Here is a 17,323-nt window from a genome sequence, read left to right on the forward strand (position 1 = left end):
AAAAAGCCATGATCTGCCTTATCAACGGTCGGCCAAAGACGGCGACCAGACAAGGACTTGATCATGGCAAAGCGGATGATGGGCATGGCGACGAAGGCTGCGGCTTTGGGTGGCCTGTTTTTCCTGGCCGCCTGCCAGACCGGTTCGAACGTAGCCGGCGATGGTGCTGGCGCTTCGGCATCGGGCATCGCCTATCTCCAGACCATCCGCTCGGAGCATGGCCTGCCGCCGCTCCGCCCCGATTCCACGCTGGAACGCGCCGCGCTGCAGCAGGCAGCCTATATGGCGCGCAGCGGCAAGATGGAGCACACCACCGGCTGGGGCAAGGATTTCGCCGCGCGCATGGACGACAATGGCGTCGCTGGTGCGGCGGCCGAAAACATCGCCCATGGCGGCATGGAGCCGGCCAAGCTGTTTTCGATGTGGATGAATTCGGCTGGCCATCGCCGCAACATGCTCGACCCCCGCTTCGGCAAATTCGGCCTCGCCTATGTGCGCGAGGCCAAGGGCAGCGACAGGCGCTACTGGGCGCTCGTGCTGGGGCGGTAGCTTCGGCCTTCGATGGGCAGATTTCTTGACCGTCGGCAGGTCTCATTTCCGAGACGGTGACGAAGGCGCCGACGGGTTCAGGCACCTCAAACAGCCAGCCAATTGCAGGCCAGCACCGGCAGCCGGATGAGGGTCGACCAGATCAGTGAACGCTGGTCGGGACCGTTTCAGGCTCGGCCTTGTCCACCACCTTCTGACGGTGGAAGATGAACAGGCCGGCAAGGACGATGATCGCCGAACCGACAAGCCCCTGCGCATCGGGGTAGTCGCCGAAGAAGGCGATGCCCATGACCACCGCCCACAGAAGCAGCGTGTATTGCAGCGGTGCCAGAAGCGAGGCCGGCGCCAGCTTGAGCGCGCGCGTGATCATCAGATGCGCAGCACACGAGACGACGCCGAGCAGCAGCATCGCCGACCAGTCGAGCGCACTCGGCGTGCGCCAGTCGGCCACCGCCAGCACGCCGCCAGCGGCAAGGGCACCCAGCGTCTGCCAGGTAACCAGCGTGGTGTCGTTGGTGGCGCGCAGCTTGCGGCTGAGGATCAGCGTGACCGCGAAGGACAGACTGCCGACGATGGCAAACAGCGACGGCCAGGACAATGAAGCGGTCGATGGGCGCAGTGCGATGACCACACCACAGAAGCCGAGCACGATGGCGATCCAGCGGCGCCAGCCGACCTTTTCGCCAAGGAAGAAATGCGAAAGTGCGGCGATGTAGATCGGGCCGGCCATATAAAAGGTCATGACGTCGGCCAGCGGCAGATAGGCGACGGCGGCATAGAAAAACCCGGTATCGGCAGTGGCAAGGACGACGCGCAACACCTGCAGGCCGGGGCGCTCGACCTTGGTCAAGGGCCCGACGCCTTGCTTGGCAATCATCGGGCCGAGGATGATGAAAGCGCCGATCGAGCGGATGAACAGCACCTGCCCGACGGAGAAGCTGGTGACCAGCCATTTGCCCATGGCGTCGTTGAGCGCGAACATGAAGTCGCCCAGCAACATGAGCAGAATGCCCGCAAGAACCAGATTGTTCTTCGGGAGGGCCAAGGCTTGTCGAAATGTCATGGTGCCATCCGCCGGGCAACCCGCCCGGATGACGGCTATTTATGCCCTTGAAACGTCGATGGCGAGACCTATCTGGCCTGGACCATGCGTTGCTGCGTCGCAGCGCGACAAAGCTGCTATTTGGGCGCGACGACAACCGGCCGATAGACCACGATCGGCCTTGTCATTGGCCAGTCGTCGAGGTCGCTGCGGCGGCGGAATTCGGCGCGCCGGTCGAGCTCGATGCGCTGCAGGCATTCGGCGAAGGCGTCGTTGCGCTTGGCGAAGCCATAGGAGCGGCACTTTGCTTCGTCGAGCGTGCGCTGTTCTTCCGACGACACGCAGCCACCAAGCAGAGCGACCATGAAGAGCAAGCAAACCGTCCTCAACACCATGGCACTATTCCTTCCGCCAATCGCGCGAATCTTGAGTGCGATTGTAGATTTTATTGTGACATCCGGCCAGACGCTGTCGGGCGTCAGTCCGCCTGCTGCGGCACCACATGGCGGCGGTTGATCGTAGCCGGACGGCCTTTGATCGACAACGCCGTATCGCGCTTGGGGCGCTCGGCAACGACTTTGCCCCTGGCGATGACGCACAGCCGCTCAGCACGCAGGCGCACCGCCTCGATCGGGTTGCCGGCATCGAGCACGACGAGGCTCGCCGTCTTGCCAACTGCAAGGCCGAGATGGTCGAGCCCCATGATCTCGGCATTGACCCTGGTGACCATGTCGAAGCAGCGGCGCATGTCAGCGGGGCTCGACATCTGGGCGACGTGCAGGCCCATGAAGGCGACGTCGAGCATGTCGGCGGTGCCGAGCGAATACCAGGGATCGAGCACACAATCCTGGCCCCAGCCGACACGGATGCCGGCCTTAAGCATCTCGGGCACGCGGGTCATGCCGCGACGCTTGGGGTAGGTGTCGTGGCGGCCCTGCAGCATGATGTTGATCAGCGGATTGGGAATGGCCGACACGCCGGCTTCTGATATCAGCGGCAGCAGCTTGGAGACGTAGTAATTGTCCATCGAATGCATCGATGTCAGATGCGAGCCGGCCACCCTGCCCTGCAGGCTGAGACGCTGGGTCTCATAAGCCAGCTGCTCGATGTGCCGCGACAGCGGATCGTCGGTCTCGTCGCAGTGCAGGTCGACCATCAGGCCACGCTCGGCGGCGATTTCACAGAGCTCGGTCACCGACCGGGTGCCGTCGGCCATGGTACGCTCGAAATGCGGAATGCCACCAACGACATCGACGCCCATGTCGAGGGCGCGAATTGTATTCGTGCGGGCTGTAGGCGAGCGGTAGAGGCCGTCCTGCGGGAAGGCGACGAGCTGGAGGTCGATATAGGGCGCGATCTCCTTCTTGACCTCGAGCAGGGCCTCGACGGCAAGCAGGCGGTCGTCGCAGGTGTCGACATGGGTGCGGATGGCGAGCAGGCCCATCGACACGGCCCAGTCGCAATAGGCGAGCGCGCGCTCCTTGACCGCCTCATGGGTCAACAGCGGCTTGAGTTCGCCCCACAGCGAGATGCCTTCGAGCAGCGTGCCCGAGGCATTGATGCGGGGCAGGCCGTAAGACAGCGTAGCATCCATATGGAAATGCGGATCGACGAAGGGCTGGGAGACGAGGTTGCCGGAGGCATCGACGACAGTCTTGGCCGCAGCTTCGATCTTCGGCTCAATCGCGGCGATCTTGTCGCCCTTGATGCCGATGTCGGCAACGGTTCCATCTGATAGCGTGCCGCCCTTGACGATCAGGTCGAAACTCATCTCTCGCCTTTCTGATAGGGGATCATCAGCGCCTTGGGATAGGTGGCGCGGCGCGCCACCAGGATCAGCGCCAGGATCGATAGTGCATAAGGCATCATCAGGAACACCTGATAGGGCACGAGGCCGCCGGACAGCTGCTGCAGCCGGACCTGGTAGGCATCGAAAGCGGCAAACAGGATGGCGCCAAGCAAGGCCTTGCCCGGCCGCCACGAGCCGAAAACCACCAGTGCTATGCAGATCCAGCCGCGGCCGTTGATCATCTCGAAAAAGAACGAGTTGAACGCCGACATGGTCAGGAAGGCACCGCCGACCGCCATCAGCGCGCTGCCGACCATGACTGCGCCCATGCGGATGGCGGTGACGGAGATGCCTTGCGCCTCGACCGCCGAGGGGTTTTCGCCTGCGGCGCGGACGGCAAGGCCGACCGGCGTGCGGTAGAGAACCCAGGCGACCACGGCGACAGTGATGAAGGCGAAATAGGTCAGCGGCGTCTGCGAAAACAGCGCCTCGCCGAGCACCGGGATGCCAGACAGGCCGGGGATCGGCAACGGCTGGAACGGTTCGATCTTGGGCGGCGATGTCACTTCGGGCAGTGCCAGGCGATAGGTGAAATAGGTGAGACTTGTGGCGAGCAGGGTGACGCCGATGCCGACGACATGCTGCGACAGGCCAAGCGGCACGGTCAGCGTGGCATGCAGCAGGCCAAACATCGCGCCGGCAAGGGCAGCCACCAGCACGCCGGTCCACAGGTCACCACCGGCATAGACGGTGAACCAGCCGGCGAAGGCGCCAGCGGTCATGATGCCTTCAATGCCGAGATTGAGCACGCCAGCGCGCTCGCAGATCAGTTCGCCCATCGTGGCGAAAATCAGCGGCGAGGCGATGCGGATGGCAGCGACCCAGAACGAGGCGGTGAAGAGGATGTCGAGGGCGTCCATCAAAAGCATCCTCGCACCATGTGAAACGCCCCTCTCCACCTCGCTGCGCTCGGCACCTCTCCCCAGAGCGGCGAGGAAGCGCAGTTGCGACGCCTCTCCAGCTTGGGTTCCTCGCCCCTTTGGGGAGAGGTGGCCCGAAGGGCCGAAGAGAGGTTATTGTTGGGCCGCATCACCTCCACCTCACCTTGAACCGCGTGAGCAAGATCGCCACCACCATGGTCAGCAGCGAGGTGGCAACCATGACATCGGCGATGTAGCTCGGCACCTTGGCTGTGCGGCTCATGGCGTCGGCGCCGACGAATATACCAGCGACAAAAATGGCGGAGGCGATGACCCCAAGCGGATTGAGCATCGCCAGCATGGCGACAACAATGCCCGAATAGCCATAGCCCGGCGACAGGTCGAGCGTCAGATTGCCCTTGAGACCCGAAACTTCGGAGAAACCCGCCAGGGCAGCAAGACCGCCTGACAGCAGTGCTGTCTTCATCAGCGCGCGGTTGACCGGGATGCCGACGAAGCGCGCGCCTTCCGGATTGTGGCCGACGGCGCGCATCTCGTAGCCGAGCACCGTCTTCTTCATGATGACCCAGACGACGATCGCCGAAACGATGGCGACAACGAAGCCATAGTGCAGCCGTTTGCCCTGGATGATGCGCGGCAGTTGCGCATCGGCGATGACCTTCTGCGATTGCGGCCAGCCAAGGCCCATCGGATCCTTGAGCACGCCTTCCAGCAGCATCGAGACGAACAGCAGCACGATGAAGTTGAGCAGCAGCGTGGTCACCACCTCGTCGACGCCGAAGCGGGTCTTGAGGATAGCCGGCCCAAGCAGCAGCAGCCCGCCGGCAAGCATCGCCGCCAGCATGATGATGGGAATGAGGATCACCGAGGGCAGCGGCAAGGCGCCGGTGCCGAGCACGACTGTGACGATGCCGCCGACATAGAGCTGCGCCTCAGCGCCAATGTTCCACAGCTTGGCTCGGAAGGCGACCGCGACGGCGAGACCGGTGAAGATCAGCGGAGTGGCGCGGGTCAGCGTCTCAAGCAGGGCGAACTGCGAGCCGGCGGCACCCTTGGCGACGAGGTAAAAGACCGATAGCGGCGAAGCACCGGCGGCAAGCACCAGCAGCGAAGTCAGAACCAGCGTGGCTACGATGGCCGCCAACGGAAACAGCAAGGTGAACGCAAGCGACGGCGCAGGTTTGGGCTCAAGCCGCATGATCGCTGCGCTCCCCGCCGTGTCCGGCCATCAGTTCCCCCAGCTCGCGAATGCTGCGCTCGCCACGAGCAGAGGGGCTCGACAGCCGGCCCTTGGACATCACGACGATACGGTCGGACAGCGCCAAAATCTCTTCGAGGTCCTCGGAAATCAGCAGGATCGCAGCCCCCCTTTGCCGTGCGGCAATCAGCATGCGGTGGACATAGGCCACAGCGCCGACATCAAGGCCGCGCGTCGGCTGGCTGGCCAGGATGACCGACGGCTCGGGATCGAGCGCACGGCCTAGGATCAGCTTTTGCATGTTGCCGCCCGACAGCAGGCGGATGCGCGCCTCGGGAGACGGGCATTTGACATCGTAGTCGGCGATGATCTGTTCGGCGAAACCGCGCGCCGCGTTCCAATCGAGGAACCCCATGCGGCTGAAGCGCGGGCTGGCATAACGTTCGGCAATGACATTTTCCGTCACACTCATGTCGCCGATGGTGCCGACCGCGTGGCGGTCCTCGGGGATGCGGGCAATGCCGTGACCGAGCGCTACCTTGGGCGACCAGTCGCCAATTTGCGTTCCGCCGATTGCGATCGTTCCGCCGGTGGGGCGTTCGGTACCGGCGAGCAAAGCGGCAAGCGCCGCCTGTCCATTGCCTGAGACGCCGGCAAGGCCCGTGATCTCACCGGCGCGCAAGGTGAGCGACACGCCGTCGAGTGCCGCGCCATTGCGGCGAGCGGTGGAGACGACATCGAGTACGAGAAGCGCTGCGCCCGGCTCGACCGGCACGACCTCTGCCGGCTTGACCTCCTGGCCAACCATCAGCGCCGCAAGCTCCTTGCGGTCGGTCGCGTCTGTAGCGCGTTCGCCGGCAAGACGACCTGACCGCAGCACCAGCACGCGGTCGCTGACGGCCATGACCTCATGCAGCTTGTGCGAGATGAAGATGATCGACAGCCCCTTGGCGACGAGCAGCTTGAGCGTGCGGAACAGCGCATCGGTCTCGGCCGGCGTCAGCACCGCCGTCGGCTCGTCCAGGATCAGGATGCGGGCGTCGCGGTAAAGTGCCTTGAGGATTTCGACACGCTGGCGCTCGCCCACCGACAAGGCGGAAACGGTCGCAGCTGGATCGACGGCCAGGCCGAAATCAGCCGAAAGCTGCTCGATGCGCCGGCGTGCGGCGGCCCGGTCGAGACGCGGACGCCACAGGCTCTGGGTGCCGAGCGCGATGTTTTCCAGCACCGTCATATTGTCGGCCAAGGTGAAATGCTGGTGTACCATGCCGATGCCGGCGTTGAGTGCGGCACGCGGATCGCCTGGCGGCAGCGGCTTGCCAAACGCCTCGACCGCACCCTCGTCAGCAACATAGTGGCCAAACAGGATGTTCATCAGCGTCGTCTTGCCAGCGCCATTCTCACCCAGCAGCGCGATGACCTCGCCACGCTTGAGCTCAAAGGAAATGGCGTCGTTGGCCACGAGCGGGCCGAACCGCTTGGTGATGCCGGAGAGGCGCAGGACGGGGGAGGCAGAGGCAATGGACATGGGATGGCCGCGGCGATGGAGGTCCCTTCTCCCCGTTCACGGGGAGAAGGTGGCCCGAAGGGCCGGATGAGGGGCAGCGCCAACTTCCGAGAGGTAGAGCCACCCCTCATCTGCCTGCTGGCATCTTCTCCCCGTGAACGGGAGAAGAGCGCTGTCATCAACTCGACTTCGGCTCGGCGTCGTTGATCTCGACGGTGAATGAGCCGTCCTTGATCGCCTTTTCCTTCTCCGCGACCTTGGCCTTGATCTCGGCGGGCACCTTGCCGTCGAAGGTGCCAAGCGGGGCGAGCGAGCAGCCGCCGGCCTTCATGAAGGAATAGACGCCATAGTCGTCGGCCTTGAAGGTGCCGGCCTTGACCTCGGCGATCGCCTTGTCGAGCGTCGGCTCGAAGTGCCACAGCGCCGAAGCAACGACGGTATCAGGGTAATCGGCCTGGGTGTCGATGACGTTGCCGATCGCGAGCACCTTCTTTTCCTTGGCAGCGTCCGAGACACCGAAACGCTCGGCGTAGAGCAGGTCGGCACCGCCGTCGATCTGGGCGAAGGCGGTCTCCTTGGCCTTGGGCGGGTCGAACCAGGAGCCGATGAAGGCGACCTGGAACTTGGTGTCGGGCGCTGATTCCTTCACACCCGCCATGAAGGCGTTCATCAGCCGGTTGACCTCGGGGATCGGATAGCCGCCGACCATGCCGATGTTCTTCGACTTGGTCATCGCGCCGGCAACGATGCCGGAGAGGTAGGAAGCGTCCTGGATGTAGTTGTCGAAGACCGAGAAGTTCGGCACGGCAGCGTCCGGCTTGAAGCTCGAGCCCATCAGGAAGGCAACGTCGGGATAGTCCTTGGCGACGGCGCGGGCGGCGTCCTCGACACCGAACACTTCGCCGAGGATCAGCTTGTGGCCGGCCTCGGCATATTCGCGCATGACGCGCTCATAGTCGTTGTTGGCGGTGTTTTCCGAATAGACATATTCGATGTCGCCACGTTCCTTGGCGGCGTTGGCCGCCTTATGGATACGGCTGACCCACTGCTGCTCGACCGGCACAGTGTAGACGGCGGCAACCTTGATCGGATCCGCCGCAAACAGGCGCACCGGCAGGCCCGCAACAGCAACGGCTGCGGATGCACCCGCCGCCTTGATCAAGGCACGACGAGACAAGCCGAAATCGTTTGAATTTCTTGGCATTCTTTCCACCTCTGGCTGGTTTTGGTCTTCTTTGGCGAAGGCGACTTTTTATCGTTTGGTCAACGGTATGCGAAATCGCAGATAGCGGCAATCCGCGCCATTTCACTGTCCACCGTGCCATTACGGGCTGCGACAGTACGCCTGATGCCTCCGATCAACAGCGGTTCCCCTTCGCTGACAGGTGCTTTATATAGGCCGGCGCGGGGGATTGCGGCCCAAGGGACCCATTGATTTGCTTCGATTTTTTCGTCCGACGCAGAATCATCTGCTGATCTGGAGACTGATCAGGGAGTCATTCCGCCAGCATGCGCTTGGCTATGGCATCGCCATCATTGCGATGCTGGTGGTGGCCGGCATGACGGCGGCCAGCGCCTGGATCATGCAGGACATCACCAACGAGTTCGTCATCGGCAAGGACATCAACCGCGTCTACATGATCGCGGCCATGGTGGCGGGCATCTTCACCCTCAAGGGTATCGCCACCTTCGTGCAGGCGTTCTTCCTGAGCCGCGTCGGCAACTCCATCATCGCCGAACGCCAGCGCAACATCTACGACCGCATCCTGGCGCAAGGTATTTCCTTTTATCACTCGATCCCGTCATCAGACCTGATCACCCGCGTCACCCACAATGCGCAGGCAGCCCGGGTGGTGCTTGATGTCATCGTCACCTCGTTCGTGCGCGACCTGTTTTCGCTGCTCGGCCTGGTCGCGGTGATGATCTACCAGCAGCCAATGATGTCGCTGGTCGCCTTCATCGTCGGGCCGATCGCCATATTCGGCGTCAACCAGATCCTGCGCCGGGTGCGCAAGATCATGGAGGCCGAGTTCATGTCGCTGGCCCAGATCGTCCAGGTGATGCAGGAAACGACGGTGGGCGTGCGCATCGTCAAGTCGTTCAACCTCGAGCAGGTGATGCGCGGCCGCATGCATCGTGCCGTCTCCGATGTTGAAAAGCGCGCCAACGCGATCGCAGCGCTCGAAGCCGGTACGAGCCCGATCATGGAAACGCTGGCTGGCCTTGCCATCGCCGGCGTAGTTCTGGTCAGCGGCTATCTGGTTGTCCAGGGCGGCCAGACGCCGGGCAGCATCATGTCGTTCATCACCGCACTTCTGCTCGCCTACGAGCCCGCCAAGCGGCTGGCGCGTTTCCGCGTCTCGCTGGAAGCAGGCCTCGTCGGCGTGCGCATGATGTATGAACTTTCCGACCGACCGCTGACGCTCGCCGAAAAGCCAGGTGCCGAAGCACTGGTGCCAGGCACCGGCAAGATCGAGCTCAAGGACGTCAGCTTCTCTTATGCCGATGGCGAGCCAGTCCTGCGCGATCTCGATCTCGTTTTCCCGCCCGGCAAGATGACAGCACTTGTCGGCCCGTCCGGCAGCGGCAAGTCGACGATCATGAACCTGATCATGCGCATGTATGATCCTGACAGCGGTCAGGTGCTGTTCGACGGGCAGGACATTGCCCATGCGACGCTGCATTCGGTGCGCGACCGCATCGCCTATGTCAGCCAGGACACGTTCCTATTCACCGGCACGATCATGCACAACATCCGTCTTGGCCGCGAAGGCGCCAGCGACGATGAAGTGATCGAAGCCGCCAAGGCCGCCAACGCCCACGACTTCATCATGTCGCTCAAGCATGGCTACGACACCCAGGTCGGCGAAAACGGCGCCCTGCTTTCGGGCGGGCAAAAGCAGCGCCTGTCCATCGCTCGCGCCATCCTGCGCGACGCCAACGTTCTGCTGCTCGACGAAGCGACCAGCGCGCTCGACGCCGAGTCCGAGGCACTGTTCCGCGAGGCGCTGGAGAAGCTGTCGGCAGGGCGCACGACGATCGCCATCGCGCACCGGCTGTCGACCGTGCACCAGGCAGACAACATCGTGGTGATGCAGGACGGCAAGGTCGCCGAGCAGGGCCGCCATGTCGACCTGATCGAAGCCGAGGGCCTCTATCGCAGGCTCTATGAATTCCAGCTGATGCGCTGAGCCAAAGCCAACCAGCAACGAAATGCCAAAACCGCGACCGCAACCCGGGCGCGGCTTTTTGCTGGTCCGCAGTGCGGTTACAGCCTCAGTCGATGCGGATGAACACACCCTTGGTGTTGAGATATTCGTCGAGGTGCTCGCCACCACCCTCACGACCGTAGCCGCTCATCTTGTAGCCACCAAAAGGCACCGCCGGATCAATGGCATGGTAGGTGTTGACCCACACCGAGCCGGCATGCAGCCGCCGCGACAGCTGGTGCGCGGTTGCGAGGTCGCGGGTGAAAACACCAGCGGCGAGACCGTAAGGCGTATCGTTGGCGCGCCGCACCACCTCGTCGAGCGTATCGAAGGGCAGCGCCGAAATGACGGGGCCGAAAATCTCCTCGCGCGCAATGCGCATGGTGTCGGAGACGCCAGCAAAGACGGTGGGCGCGACGAAATTGCCGGCAGCGAACACACCATCGGCGAGCCTGCCACCTCCGGCGACGAGGCGAGCGCCCTCCTCGGTTCCGGCGCGCAGGTAACCCTCGACGCGTTGGAGCTGTCGTGGCGAAATCAGCGGGCCGATCTCGGTCGCGGGGTCGATGCCATTGCCGATGCGCAAGGCGCCGGCATAGGCGGCAAGGCGCGCGACGAACTCGTCATGAATGGGCCGCGCGACGAACAGCCTGGAGCCGGCGATGCAGATCTGGCCGGAATTGGCGAAAACCGACATCGCCGCCACAGGCACAGCGCGCTCGATATCGGCGTCGGCGCAGACAATGACCGGCGACTTGCCGCCAAGTTCCAGCGACACACGCTTGAGGTTGCCGGCCGAGGCGCGGACGATGCTCTGGCCGGTGGCGGTCGAGCCGGTGAAGACGATCTTGTCGACGCCCATATGCTCGGCAAGCGCAGCACCTGCTTCGAGGCCCGTGCCGGTGACGATGTTGACGACACCGTCGGGCACGCCAGCCTCGGCCATCAGCTCGGCGATCAAAAGCGGTGTCAGCGGCGCTTCCTCCGACGGCTTCAACACCACGGTACAACCCGTCGCCAAGGCTGGACCGATCTTCCACACCGAGGCGGCAGTCGGCGCATTCCAGGGAATGATGGCGCCGACGACACCGACGGGCTCCTTGCGGGTGTAGGAGACGATGTCGCCGGCCAGCGAGTTCTCGATGGTCTGGCCGTGCAGCGCCGTCGCCATGCCAGCGTAATAGCGCAACATACCAAGGACGCGGTTGGCGTTGCCGCGCGCCCGGACGATCGGCAGGCCCATGTCGGTGGTGTCGGAGACGCAGATTTCTTCCCAGTGGTGCTCGAACAGATCGGCGATCTTCAGCAGCAGTTTCTGCCGCTCATGCGGCTTGAAACGGCTCCATGGCCCATCGAATGCATTGCGTGCGGCCGCAACCGCGCGCTCGATGTCGCGCTTGCCGGCGCGCGGCACCGTGGCGATGACCGCGCCGGTGGCGGGATTGCGCGTTTCCATCGTCTCGCCGGACGCCGCCTCCACCCACGCGCCGCCAATGAACATCCGGCGATGGCTGCCGTCGAGCACATGGCGGATGGGGGGTGATGGTCATGACTTGGCCCTCCGTTGGCGCAGCCATGGGCACAGGCGCCCGAGGCTTTGCCGACCCGTAAAGCTAGGCCGGAGATATCAAGCCATTCAAGTCATTGAGATGAGGCCAGCCGCCAAATGTCAGGCGATGGCGGTGCGCTCGAAGTCGCCGGTGTTGCGATCCATGACCCACAACTCGCCCGCCGAAATATCGAACCAGGCGCCGAAAAGCTCCAGGCGCCCTTTCTGCTCGAGAATCTTCACGCATGGGAAAGTGCGCAGATTGGCAATCGAGTAGCGGATCGAGATCCGCTCGAGCGCGGTCTGGCGTTCGGTCTGGGTCATCATCGTGTTGCCGGTCACCGTCTCGGCGGCCGGTGCAACCAAGCTCATCCACTTGCCGATGAAATCGCCCGGCGACAATGGTGCGGCATTGGGATCGAGCGCCGAGCGGATGCCGCCGCAACGGCCATGGCCCATGACGATGATGTTCTTGACCTTGAGCGCCTGCACCGCGAATTCCAATGCAGCCGAGGTGGAATGGAATTCGCCATCCGGCGAATAGGGCGGCACGAGATTGGCGACGTTGCGGACGACAAAAAGCTCGCCAGGGCCGGAATCGAAGATGGTTTCGGGCGCAGCGCGGGAGTCGCAGCAGGCTATGACCATGGTTTCGGGCGACTGGCCTTCACGCGCCAGGGACTTGTAACGGTCCGTCTCGGCCGCATAGCGACCGGACATGAAGTTGCGATAACCGGCGAGCAGAGTCTCGGGCAAGTGCGACATAAGCTTGGCCTTAAACAAAAATAGCCGTCGCCGCAAATGCAAATGCGTCAGTTCCCCAACGTCGGTTCAGCGGGGTGCGCGGGTGCCCTGCCCGGCCAGCAGCCGTTCAGGCCGATGCTTTACCACGATGCTGGTTGGGCTATGCTGCCGTAGGGGCATTTTTGCCTGCAATGGCCTGGATTGCGCACCGCCAGGCGGCAATCTTGTGGGTATTGTCGTTCCGCCCCTGCTACAAGGAGAGTGAAATGCGCCTGCTCCTTTTCGCCTTCTCGATCGCCATTGTCGCAATCACCTCCGCCAGCGGGCCAGTGTCCGTCACCCGCGCCCAGGCTCAGGAATGCAGTGGCGAAAACTGCCCGCAGCCGAGCGGCCAAGGCACGGACTGCGAACACAAGAAGGAAAACACCGTCAGCTGAGCGGCTAGCTGAGAAGGGCGTTATCCGGCATCCCTTCACACCGTCCAATTTGCGACCAGGTCGACTTCGGCGTCGCTGAATCCGAACCGCGCCATCATCACACGATGTTTGTCGGAGCCGAGGAACGCTGCCAACGCTTGATCGACAGCGCAACGCAGCTGGTTGTCGTCCAGGCCGAAGGCAAACGACCCAAGGCGGGAGGTTTTCATCCGGGGGAACGATGATCAAGTACAACTCGGCATCCGGATGCTGTTCGATGAACCCCACATACCTCGTCCGGCGAAGGCGCGCAGTACAGGGTGGACTGAAAGGCCGGCGACGCTTTCATGATTGGACGGCTTGGTCACGGGCATCTTCTGTTTTGCCTGTTTGGCAGTTGGTGCCTTGATGGCCGCGCGAGATTACATTGGCCTCGTTGGTCGGATGACGGCACTAGGATCGAGACGACGAAGTCACCCGTCACATCCACGGCCGGTATGCCTTCACGCTGGCGCGCATTCCGTTGTGGATGTACTGCCGGGCGGGATCGTCGGGATGCCGAAGGAAATGGAACTCCCTGGTGGCCGACATGTAGGAATGCGCCCCGACTTTCCTGAACATGTCGGAGAGGCTGGCCGCGCCGTGCGGCGTTTTTTGTCCGAACCAGTTGGCTTCGTCCTGAGGTGACGATATCTCGTCGACAACAAGCTCGTTAGTTGAGGCGGGCCGTACCAGAATGGTCGAGTTCAGGCGCAGATAACGGCCCGAAAGTTCCGCGTTGGCCGGCAAGCGCCACGCGCCATACGCCTCCAGGGCGTCGCGTCGCCGTTTGATGGTCGCACGTCCAGTGCCGTTGCGCAGGCCGGTCAACATCGACTCCGCCAACTGGCCTGCTTGTGAAGCGGCCCAGACGGCATTGGTCGAAACGACGACCGTCTCGGGCCCACCGTCGGCGAGGCGAACCGCGCAGGCCTGGCCGGATGTCGTGCCGTCATGCCCCCAGGCGAGACTGCCATCCGCGAGCCGGTAGCGCGCCATCCCCATGCCCCATCCCTCGTACCGCCAGCCGATTGTCCGGGTGAGTTGGCCATCGCTGTGGAGCGGTTCCAGACCGAGCCTTCGCCGCACCGGCTTCATCAGCCTGGCCAGGTCCAGTGCCGTGGCCACCAGCCCTCCGCCCGGCGACAGCGCCAGAGGCGCATACCATCGGGTTGCCGCCAGGGGCGCGCCGCCCGGCTCCGCAGGCTTGCGGTAACCGGTCGCCGACGGCTGCAAGAGGATGTCTTCGGGACGCGCCGAAATGGAATGCTCGCCGAGATATCGAGCGACCGTATCGCGAACGGTTTCCTCCCAGCAGGTTCCCGCCAACAGATCGACCAGATAGCCCGCCAGGACGAAGGCCGGCCCCGAATATGAAAACAGCTCGCCGGGACGGGCGATGAGCGGCGTCGCGGCAATAGCCCGGGCCGCTTGCCGGCGGGCGCAATCTCCCCGGCCAAGATCCACCCACCATTGGGAATCGAGACCGCTGGCGTGGGAAAGCAAGTGCCGGACGGTGATATCGTGAAATGCCCGCTCGTTGCTGGCCTCCAGATCCGGGGCGAGTTCCACCACGGGCGTGTCGACGGAGAGCCCCTTATCCGCCAGAATTTCCAGCAGTACGAAGGCGGTGATGACCTTGGATACTGAACCGAGCTGGAACGCGGTTTCCACGGTCACCGGCGTTCGGGTGCGAAGGTCGGCTACACCACGGTTGAAGCAACGGATTTCACGACCATCGTCGATCGCCACCGACACACCTGGGGCTCCGGTCTGCTCAAGCCACGCCGTCAATTCGTCAAGCATGTCTGGTCACCCTGTTTCGGAATTTCGTTGAATTCGTGCCTGTTCATTGCAAACAGGCGTCGGCCTGATCCAGTTCAATGTGGCGAGCACAGGCCACCAGACCCGACAACGGCACCGTGATCCCGTGCAGCATCACCGAGCGTCGCCAGCCCTCGGGCGACCTCTCCACCGGAACCGAGAGACTGTCGAAGTCGTAGATGTTCGATATGGCGGTGAACCGCCCGCCCACTGCGGACAGTTCCCGCGGCGTGCCAGCGTCCTTGCGGATATCTGGCCGGGGAATGCTTGGCGTAAGCAGGATATCGAGCCCCGCTGCATGGGCCTGATCGAGCAGCCGCTGTTGATGGCCGACAAGCCGTCGCCTCGCCGCCGCCGCGTCTTTTGGTTCTATCGCCGCGCCCGCCCGCATGACGCGATAGACAGCCGGATCGTAGATCTCGGGATGCTCCGCCATCAGCGGTTGGTGGAATTTCCAATTTTCAAAGCTCATGACGAGAAAGAAATCGTCCTGTGCCTCTTGCGTCATCCACATGGGCGTCGACACCACTTTGTGGCCCATCTCCGCAAGCCGAGACATCGACGACCGCAGGGCGGACTCGGCTGCGGGATCTATGCCGCCCCATGAGACGCCTGGAACGCCGATGGTTGGCCGTTCCTTGTCAAAAATTGCCCGGTCGTCTGGCTCGACATGCAAGGAGGGACATCTTGCCAGGATCAGCGCGATATCGTCCGCGCTGCGCGCGATGAGACCAGTGCTTTGTCCCGACAGCGAACCATTGATCTGCCCCGCATCTGAAATCGATCCCTTTCGCGGGCGCAACCCTGCGACCCCAGCCAAGGCGGCGGGATGCCTCACCGAACCCGCGGCGTCACTGCCCAAGGCGAGGCGCGTGAACCCGGCGGCGACCGCGACAGCCCCGCCGACCGTCGAGCCTCCGGCAAAATACGTCGTTCCGCGGATGCTCTGCGTCTGCGCCGGCCCAGCACTTGAGCAGAACTGATTTGTCGCCTGTTTGGCCATGATGACAGCACCGGCATCCTGGAGTGCGGTCACCGCGGGGCTCTGTGGCAACCCAAGCAACTGCCCGACATCGGCCTGTGTGCCAGCCTTCGTCGGCAATCCGGAAACGACGATGGTGTCCTTCACCCCAACAGGGAGTCCAAAGAGCGACGGCTTCTTGGGAGCCGGACGGGATCCGATCCGATCGAGCTCGGAAGCCAGCCAGTCCCAGCTTGGCTCGCACATGGAATGATAGAAGGCGTCCCGGCTTTCGACGTCCGTGGACAACATCAGGTAGCGCTCGCGCAGCTGTTCGGGCTGAGTGGTCGCCTGCTCCAAAAGAGAGTGGAGAGGAGTGTCAAAGAACATCCAGATATTCCCTCAATTGCCTACCGGGCGCGATCAGTCCGCCAAGCTCCAGCGCGTCCGACCATCGCTTCACCTGATCCAGTTGGAGAGTGCTTGAGGCGGCCCACAGGTCGAGGCTCCGATGCAGCTCGACAACCGCCAGCAGCCGCCCTGGGCTTACATCTGGAAAAAAGGGAGCCAGGGCACGCGCGATCGTTTCCGTCGTCTCGGCTCGCAGCCATTTCAGGCTGTGGTCCAATGCCTGGGCGAAGCGCCGCAACAGCTCGCGCCTTGGCTCGATACTTCGCCGGTCCATCATGTAGACGCTCCATGGCAGCCGGCCTGCCTGCCGGCTCACCGGCAATGCGATACGCAGGTCGTCACGCAGGGCTGTATCGCCATCAATGAAAAGAACATCGCCGACGCCGCGGACAAACTCGCTGATCGCGTCTTCCGCGGTGTAGCCAACAATCGGTTTGACCTCCCCCAGGGAGATGCCGCTGTTGTTGAGCGCATAGGCGAATGCCGCCCAAGCCGTGGGCGTCTGGCCGGGATGAACGACAATGGCCTTACCCCGCAAGTCGGACCATTGCGGATGCCACGAGCAGTCCGCCCGCTGGGCGAGTACGTGCCGTGTCTGCTGATTGCTCTGCGCGACGACGACGGGGCTCACGCCCGTTTCGGCCAACCTGACGCCGTAAAGGCAGGTGCCTAGCAGGAGATCGACTTCGCCGCGATTGACGGCTCCAACGGTATCTTCGCAGCTGCCGTTGTTCCTGTAGAACTCGAGATGAATCGACTGTTCAGAGAACAGTCCGGTGGAAATCCCCGCGTATTGAGGCGCATACATGACGTCTTGCGCGCAAGAGATCCTCAATGTGTCCACTTGTTCATTCCGCACGTCGTCTTGAGTTAAAATGATGCACCAATGACCGTGGACCGCGCGACGTGCATCGGAGGGCGCGGTGGCCCATGCGGTGGGCGTGGTTCCATGGCCAACTTGCAAACTGTCGCCACCCCCGGGTTGCCCCGAAGTGGCGACAGTCGTCTTGCGGTCTCGGGAGAGAGACCCAGGGGTAAGCTGCCCGTTCAGACGAAGCGAACGCGTCGCCAAGATCGTGATAGGCCATTGCCATACCTGTCGGCCGCCAGCATGGTCAGCGCCGCGATCTCACGCGTGTCGCCG

16 protein-coding genes are annotated in these 17,323 nt (G+C 63.2%); 3 read left to right on the forward strand and 13 right to left on the reverse strand.

Annotated features, from left to right (window positions below):
- Positions 1-63 precede the first annotated feature (63 nt).
- The gene (locus tag ACHMW7_RS25840; protein ID WP_395448253.1) at positions 64-549 is read left to right on the forward strand and encodes a CAP domain-containing protein; all 486 of its coding nucleotides are present in this window, start codon (positions 64-66) and stop codon (positions 547-549) included.
- A gap of 142 nt (positions 550-691) precedes the next feature.
- Here ACHMW7_RS25840 and ACHMW7_RS25845 read toward each other — a convergent pair whose 3' ends face one another.
- The 7 genes from ACHMW7_RS25845 to ACHMW7_RS25875 all read right to left on the reverse strand — a co-directional run bounded on the left by ACHMW7_RS25845 (position 692) and on the right by ACHMW7_RS25875 (position 8,230).
- A complete protein-coding gene (locus ACHMW7_RS25845; RefSeq protein ID WP_395448254.1) occupies positions 692-1,612 on the reverse strand; it encodes a DMT family transporter in 921 nt (306 codons plus the stop codon).
- Positions 1,613-1,728: 116 nt separating this feature from the next.
- Positions 1,729-1,956 carry a hypothetical protein gene (locus ACHMW7_RS25850; RefSeq protein WP_395451442.1) on the reverse strand — a complete coding sequence of 76 codons (228 nt, stop codon included), beginning with the start codon at positions 1,954-1,956 and terminating at the stop codon, positions 1,729-1,731.
- 113 nt (positions 1,957-2,069) lie between these two features.
- Positions 2,070-3,362: an amidohydrolase family protein gene (locus ACHMW7_RS25855; RefSeq protein WP_395448255.1), complete on the reverse strand. Its 1,293-nt coding sequence runs from the start codon at positions 3,360-3,362 to the stop codon at positions 2,070-2,072.
- Complete coding sequence (locus ACHMW7_RS25860) at positions 3,359-4,300, reverse strand: ABC transporter permease (protein WP_395448256.1); 942 nt, start codon at positions 4,298-4,300, stop codon at positions 3,359-3,361. The genes ACHMW7_RS25855 and ACHMW7_RS25860 overlap by 4 nt, the downstream gene beginning before the upstream one ends.
- A gap of 169 nt (positions 4,301-4,469) precedes the next feature.
- Positions 4,470-5,519, reverse strand: a complete 1,050-nt coding sequence (locus ACHMW7_RS25865) for an ABC transporter permease (RefSeq protein ID WP_395448257.1) — start codon at positions 5,517-5,519, stop codon at positions 4,470-4,472.
- Positions 5,509-7,047, reverse strand: coding sequence for an ABC transporter ATP-binding protein (locus tag ACHMW7_RS25870; protein WP_395448258.1), 1,539 nt, complete (start codon positions 7,045-7,047; stop codon positions 5,509-5,511). The genes ACHMW7_RS25865 and ACHMW7_RS25870 overlap by 11 nt, the downstream gene beginning before the upstream one ends.
- A 157-nt stretch (positions 7,048-7,204) precedes the next feature.
- Positions 7,205-8,230, reverse strand: a complete 1,026-nt coding sequence (locus ACHMW7_RS25875; RefSeq protein ID WP_395448259.1) for a BMP family protein — start codon at positions 8,228-8,230, stop codon at positions 7,205-7,207.
- 232 nt (positions 8,231-8,462) lie between these two features.
- Between ACHMW7_RS25875 and ACHMW7_RS25880 the strand changes: the two genes are divergently transcribed.
- A complete protein-coding gene (locus tag ACHMW7_RS25880) occupies positions 8,463-10,217 on the forward strand; it encodes an ABC transporter ATP-binding protein (protein WP_395448260.1) in 1,755 nt (584 codons plus the stop codon).
- 85 nt (positions 10,218-10,302) lie between these two features.
- On the opposite strand, the gene ACHMW7_RS25885 is transcribed toward ACHMW7_RS25880, so the two are convergent.
- Entirely contained in the window at positions 10,303-11,736 is a 1,434-nt protein-coding gene (locus ACHMW7_RS25885) for an aldehyde dehydrogenase family protein (protein WP_395448261.1), read from the reverse strand.
- 168 nt (positions 11,737-11,904) lie between these two features.
- Positions 11,905-12,549, reverse strand: coding sequence for a carbonic anhydrase (locus ACHMW7_RS25890; RefSeq protein ID WP_395448262.1), 645 nt, complete (start codon positions 12,547-12,549; stop codon positions 11,905-11,907).
- Positions 12,550-12,794: 245 nt separating this feature from the next.
- Here ACHMW7_RS25890 and ACHMW7_RS25895 point away from each other — a divergent pair, with 245 nt between their 5' ends.
- Positions 12,795-12,965 carry a hypothetical protein gene (locus ACHMW7_RS25895; protein WP_395448263.1) on the forward strand — a complete coding sequence of 57 codons (171 nt, stop codon included), beginning with the start codon at positions 12,795-12,797 and terminating at the stop codon, positions 12,963-12,965.
- Between the two features lie 35 nt (positions 12,966-13,000).
- On the opposite strand, the gene ACHMW7_RS25900 is transcribed toward ACHMW7_RS25895, so the two are convergent.
- The 4 genes from ACHMW7_RS25900 to ACHMW7_RS25915 form a co-directional block, all read right to left on the reverse strand.
- Positions 13,001-13,174, reverse strand: a complete 174-nt coding sequence (locus ACHMW7_RS25900; RefSeq protein WP_395448264.1) for a hypothetical protein — start codon at positions 13,172-13,174, stop codon at positions 13,001-13,003.
- A gap of 250 nt (positions 13,175-13,424) precedes the next feature.
- A complete protein-coding gene (locus ACHMW7_RS25905) occupies positions 13,425-14,789 on the reverse strand; it encodes a serine hydrolase domain-containing protein (RefSeq protein ID WP_395448265.1) in 1,365 nt (454 codons plus the stop codon).
- A gap of 43 nt (positions 14,790-14,832) precedes the next feature.
- Positions 14,833-16,158 carry an amidase family protein gene (locus ACHMW7_RS25910; RefSeq protein ID WP_395448266.1) on the reverse strand — a complete coding sequence of 442 codons (1,326 nt, stop codon included), beginning with the start codon at positions 16,156-16,158 and terminating at the stop codon, positions 14,833-14,835.
- Positions 16,148-16,987 carry an ABC transporter substrate-binding protein gene (locus ACHMW7_RS25915; RefSeq protein WP_395448267.1) on the reverse strand — a complete coding sequence of 280 codons (840 nt, stop codon included), beginning with the start codon at positions 16,985-16,987 and terminating at the stop codon, positions 16,148-16,150. Before ACHMW7_RS25915 ends, ACHMW7_RS25910 begins: the two co-directional genes overlap by 11 nt.
- Positions 16,988-17,323 lie beyond the last annotated feature (336 nt).

Origin of the sequence: Aminobacter sp. UC22_36 (assembly GCF_044056035.1) — a bacterium.
Classification (GTDB): Bacteria; Pseudomonadota; Alphaproteobacteria; order Rhizobiales; family Rhizobiaceae; genus Aminobacter.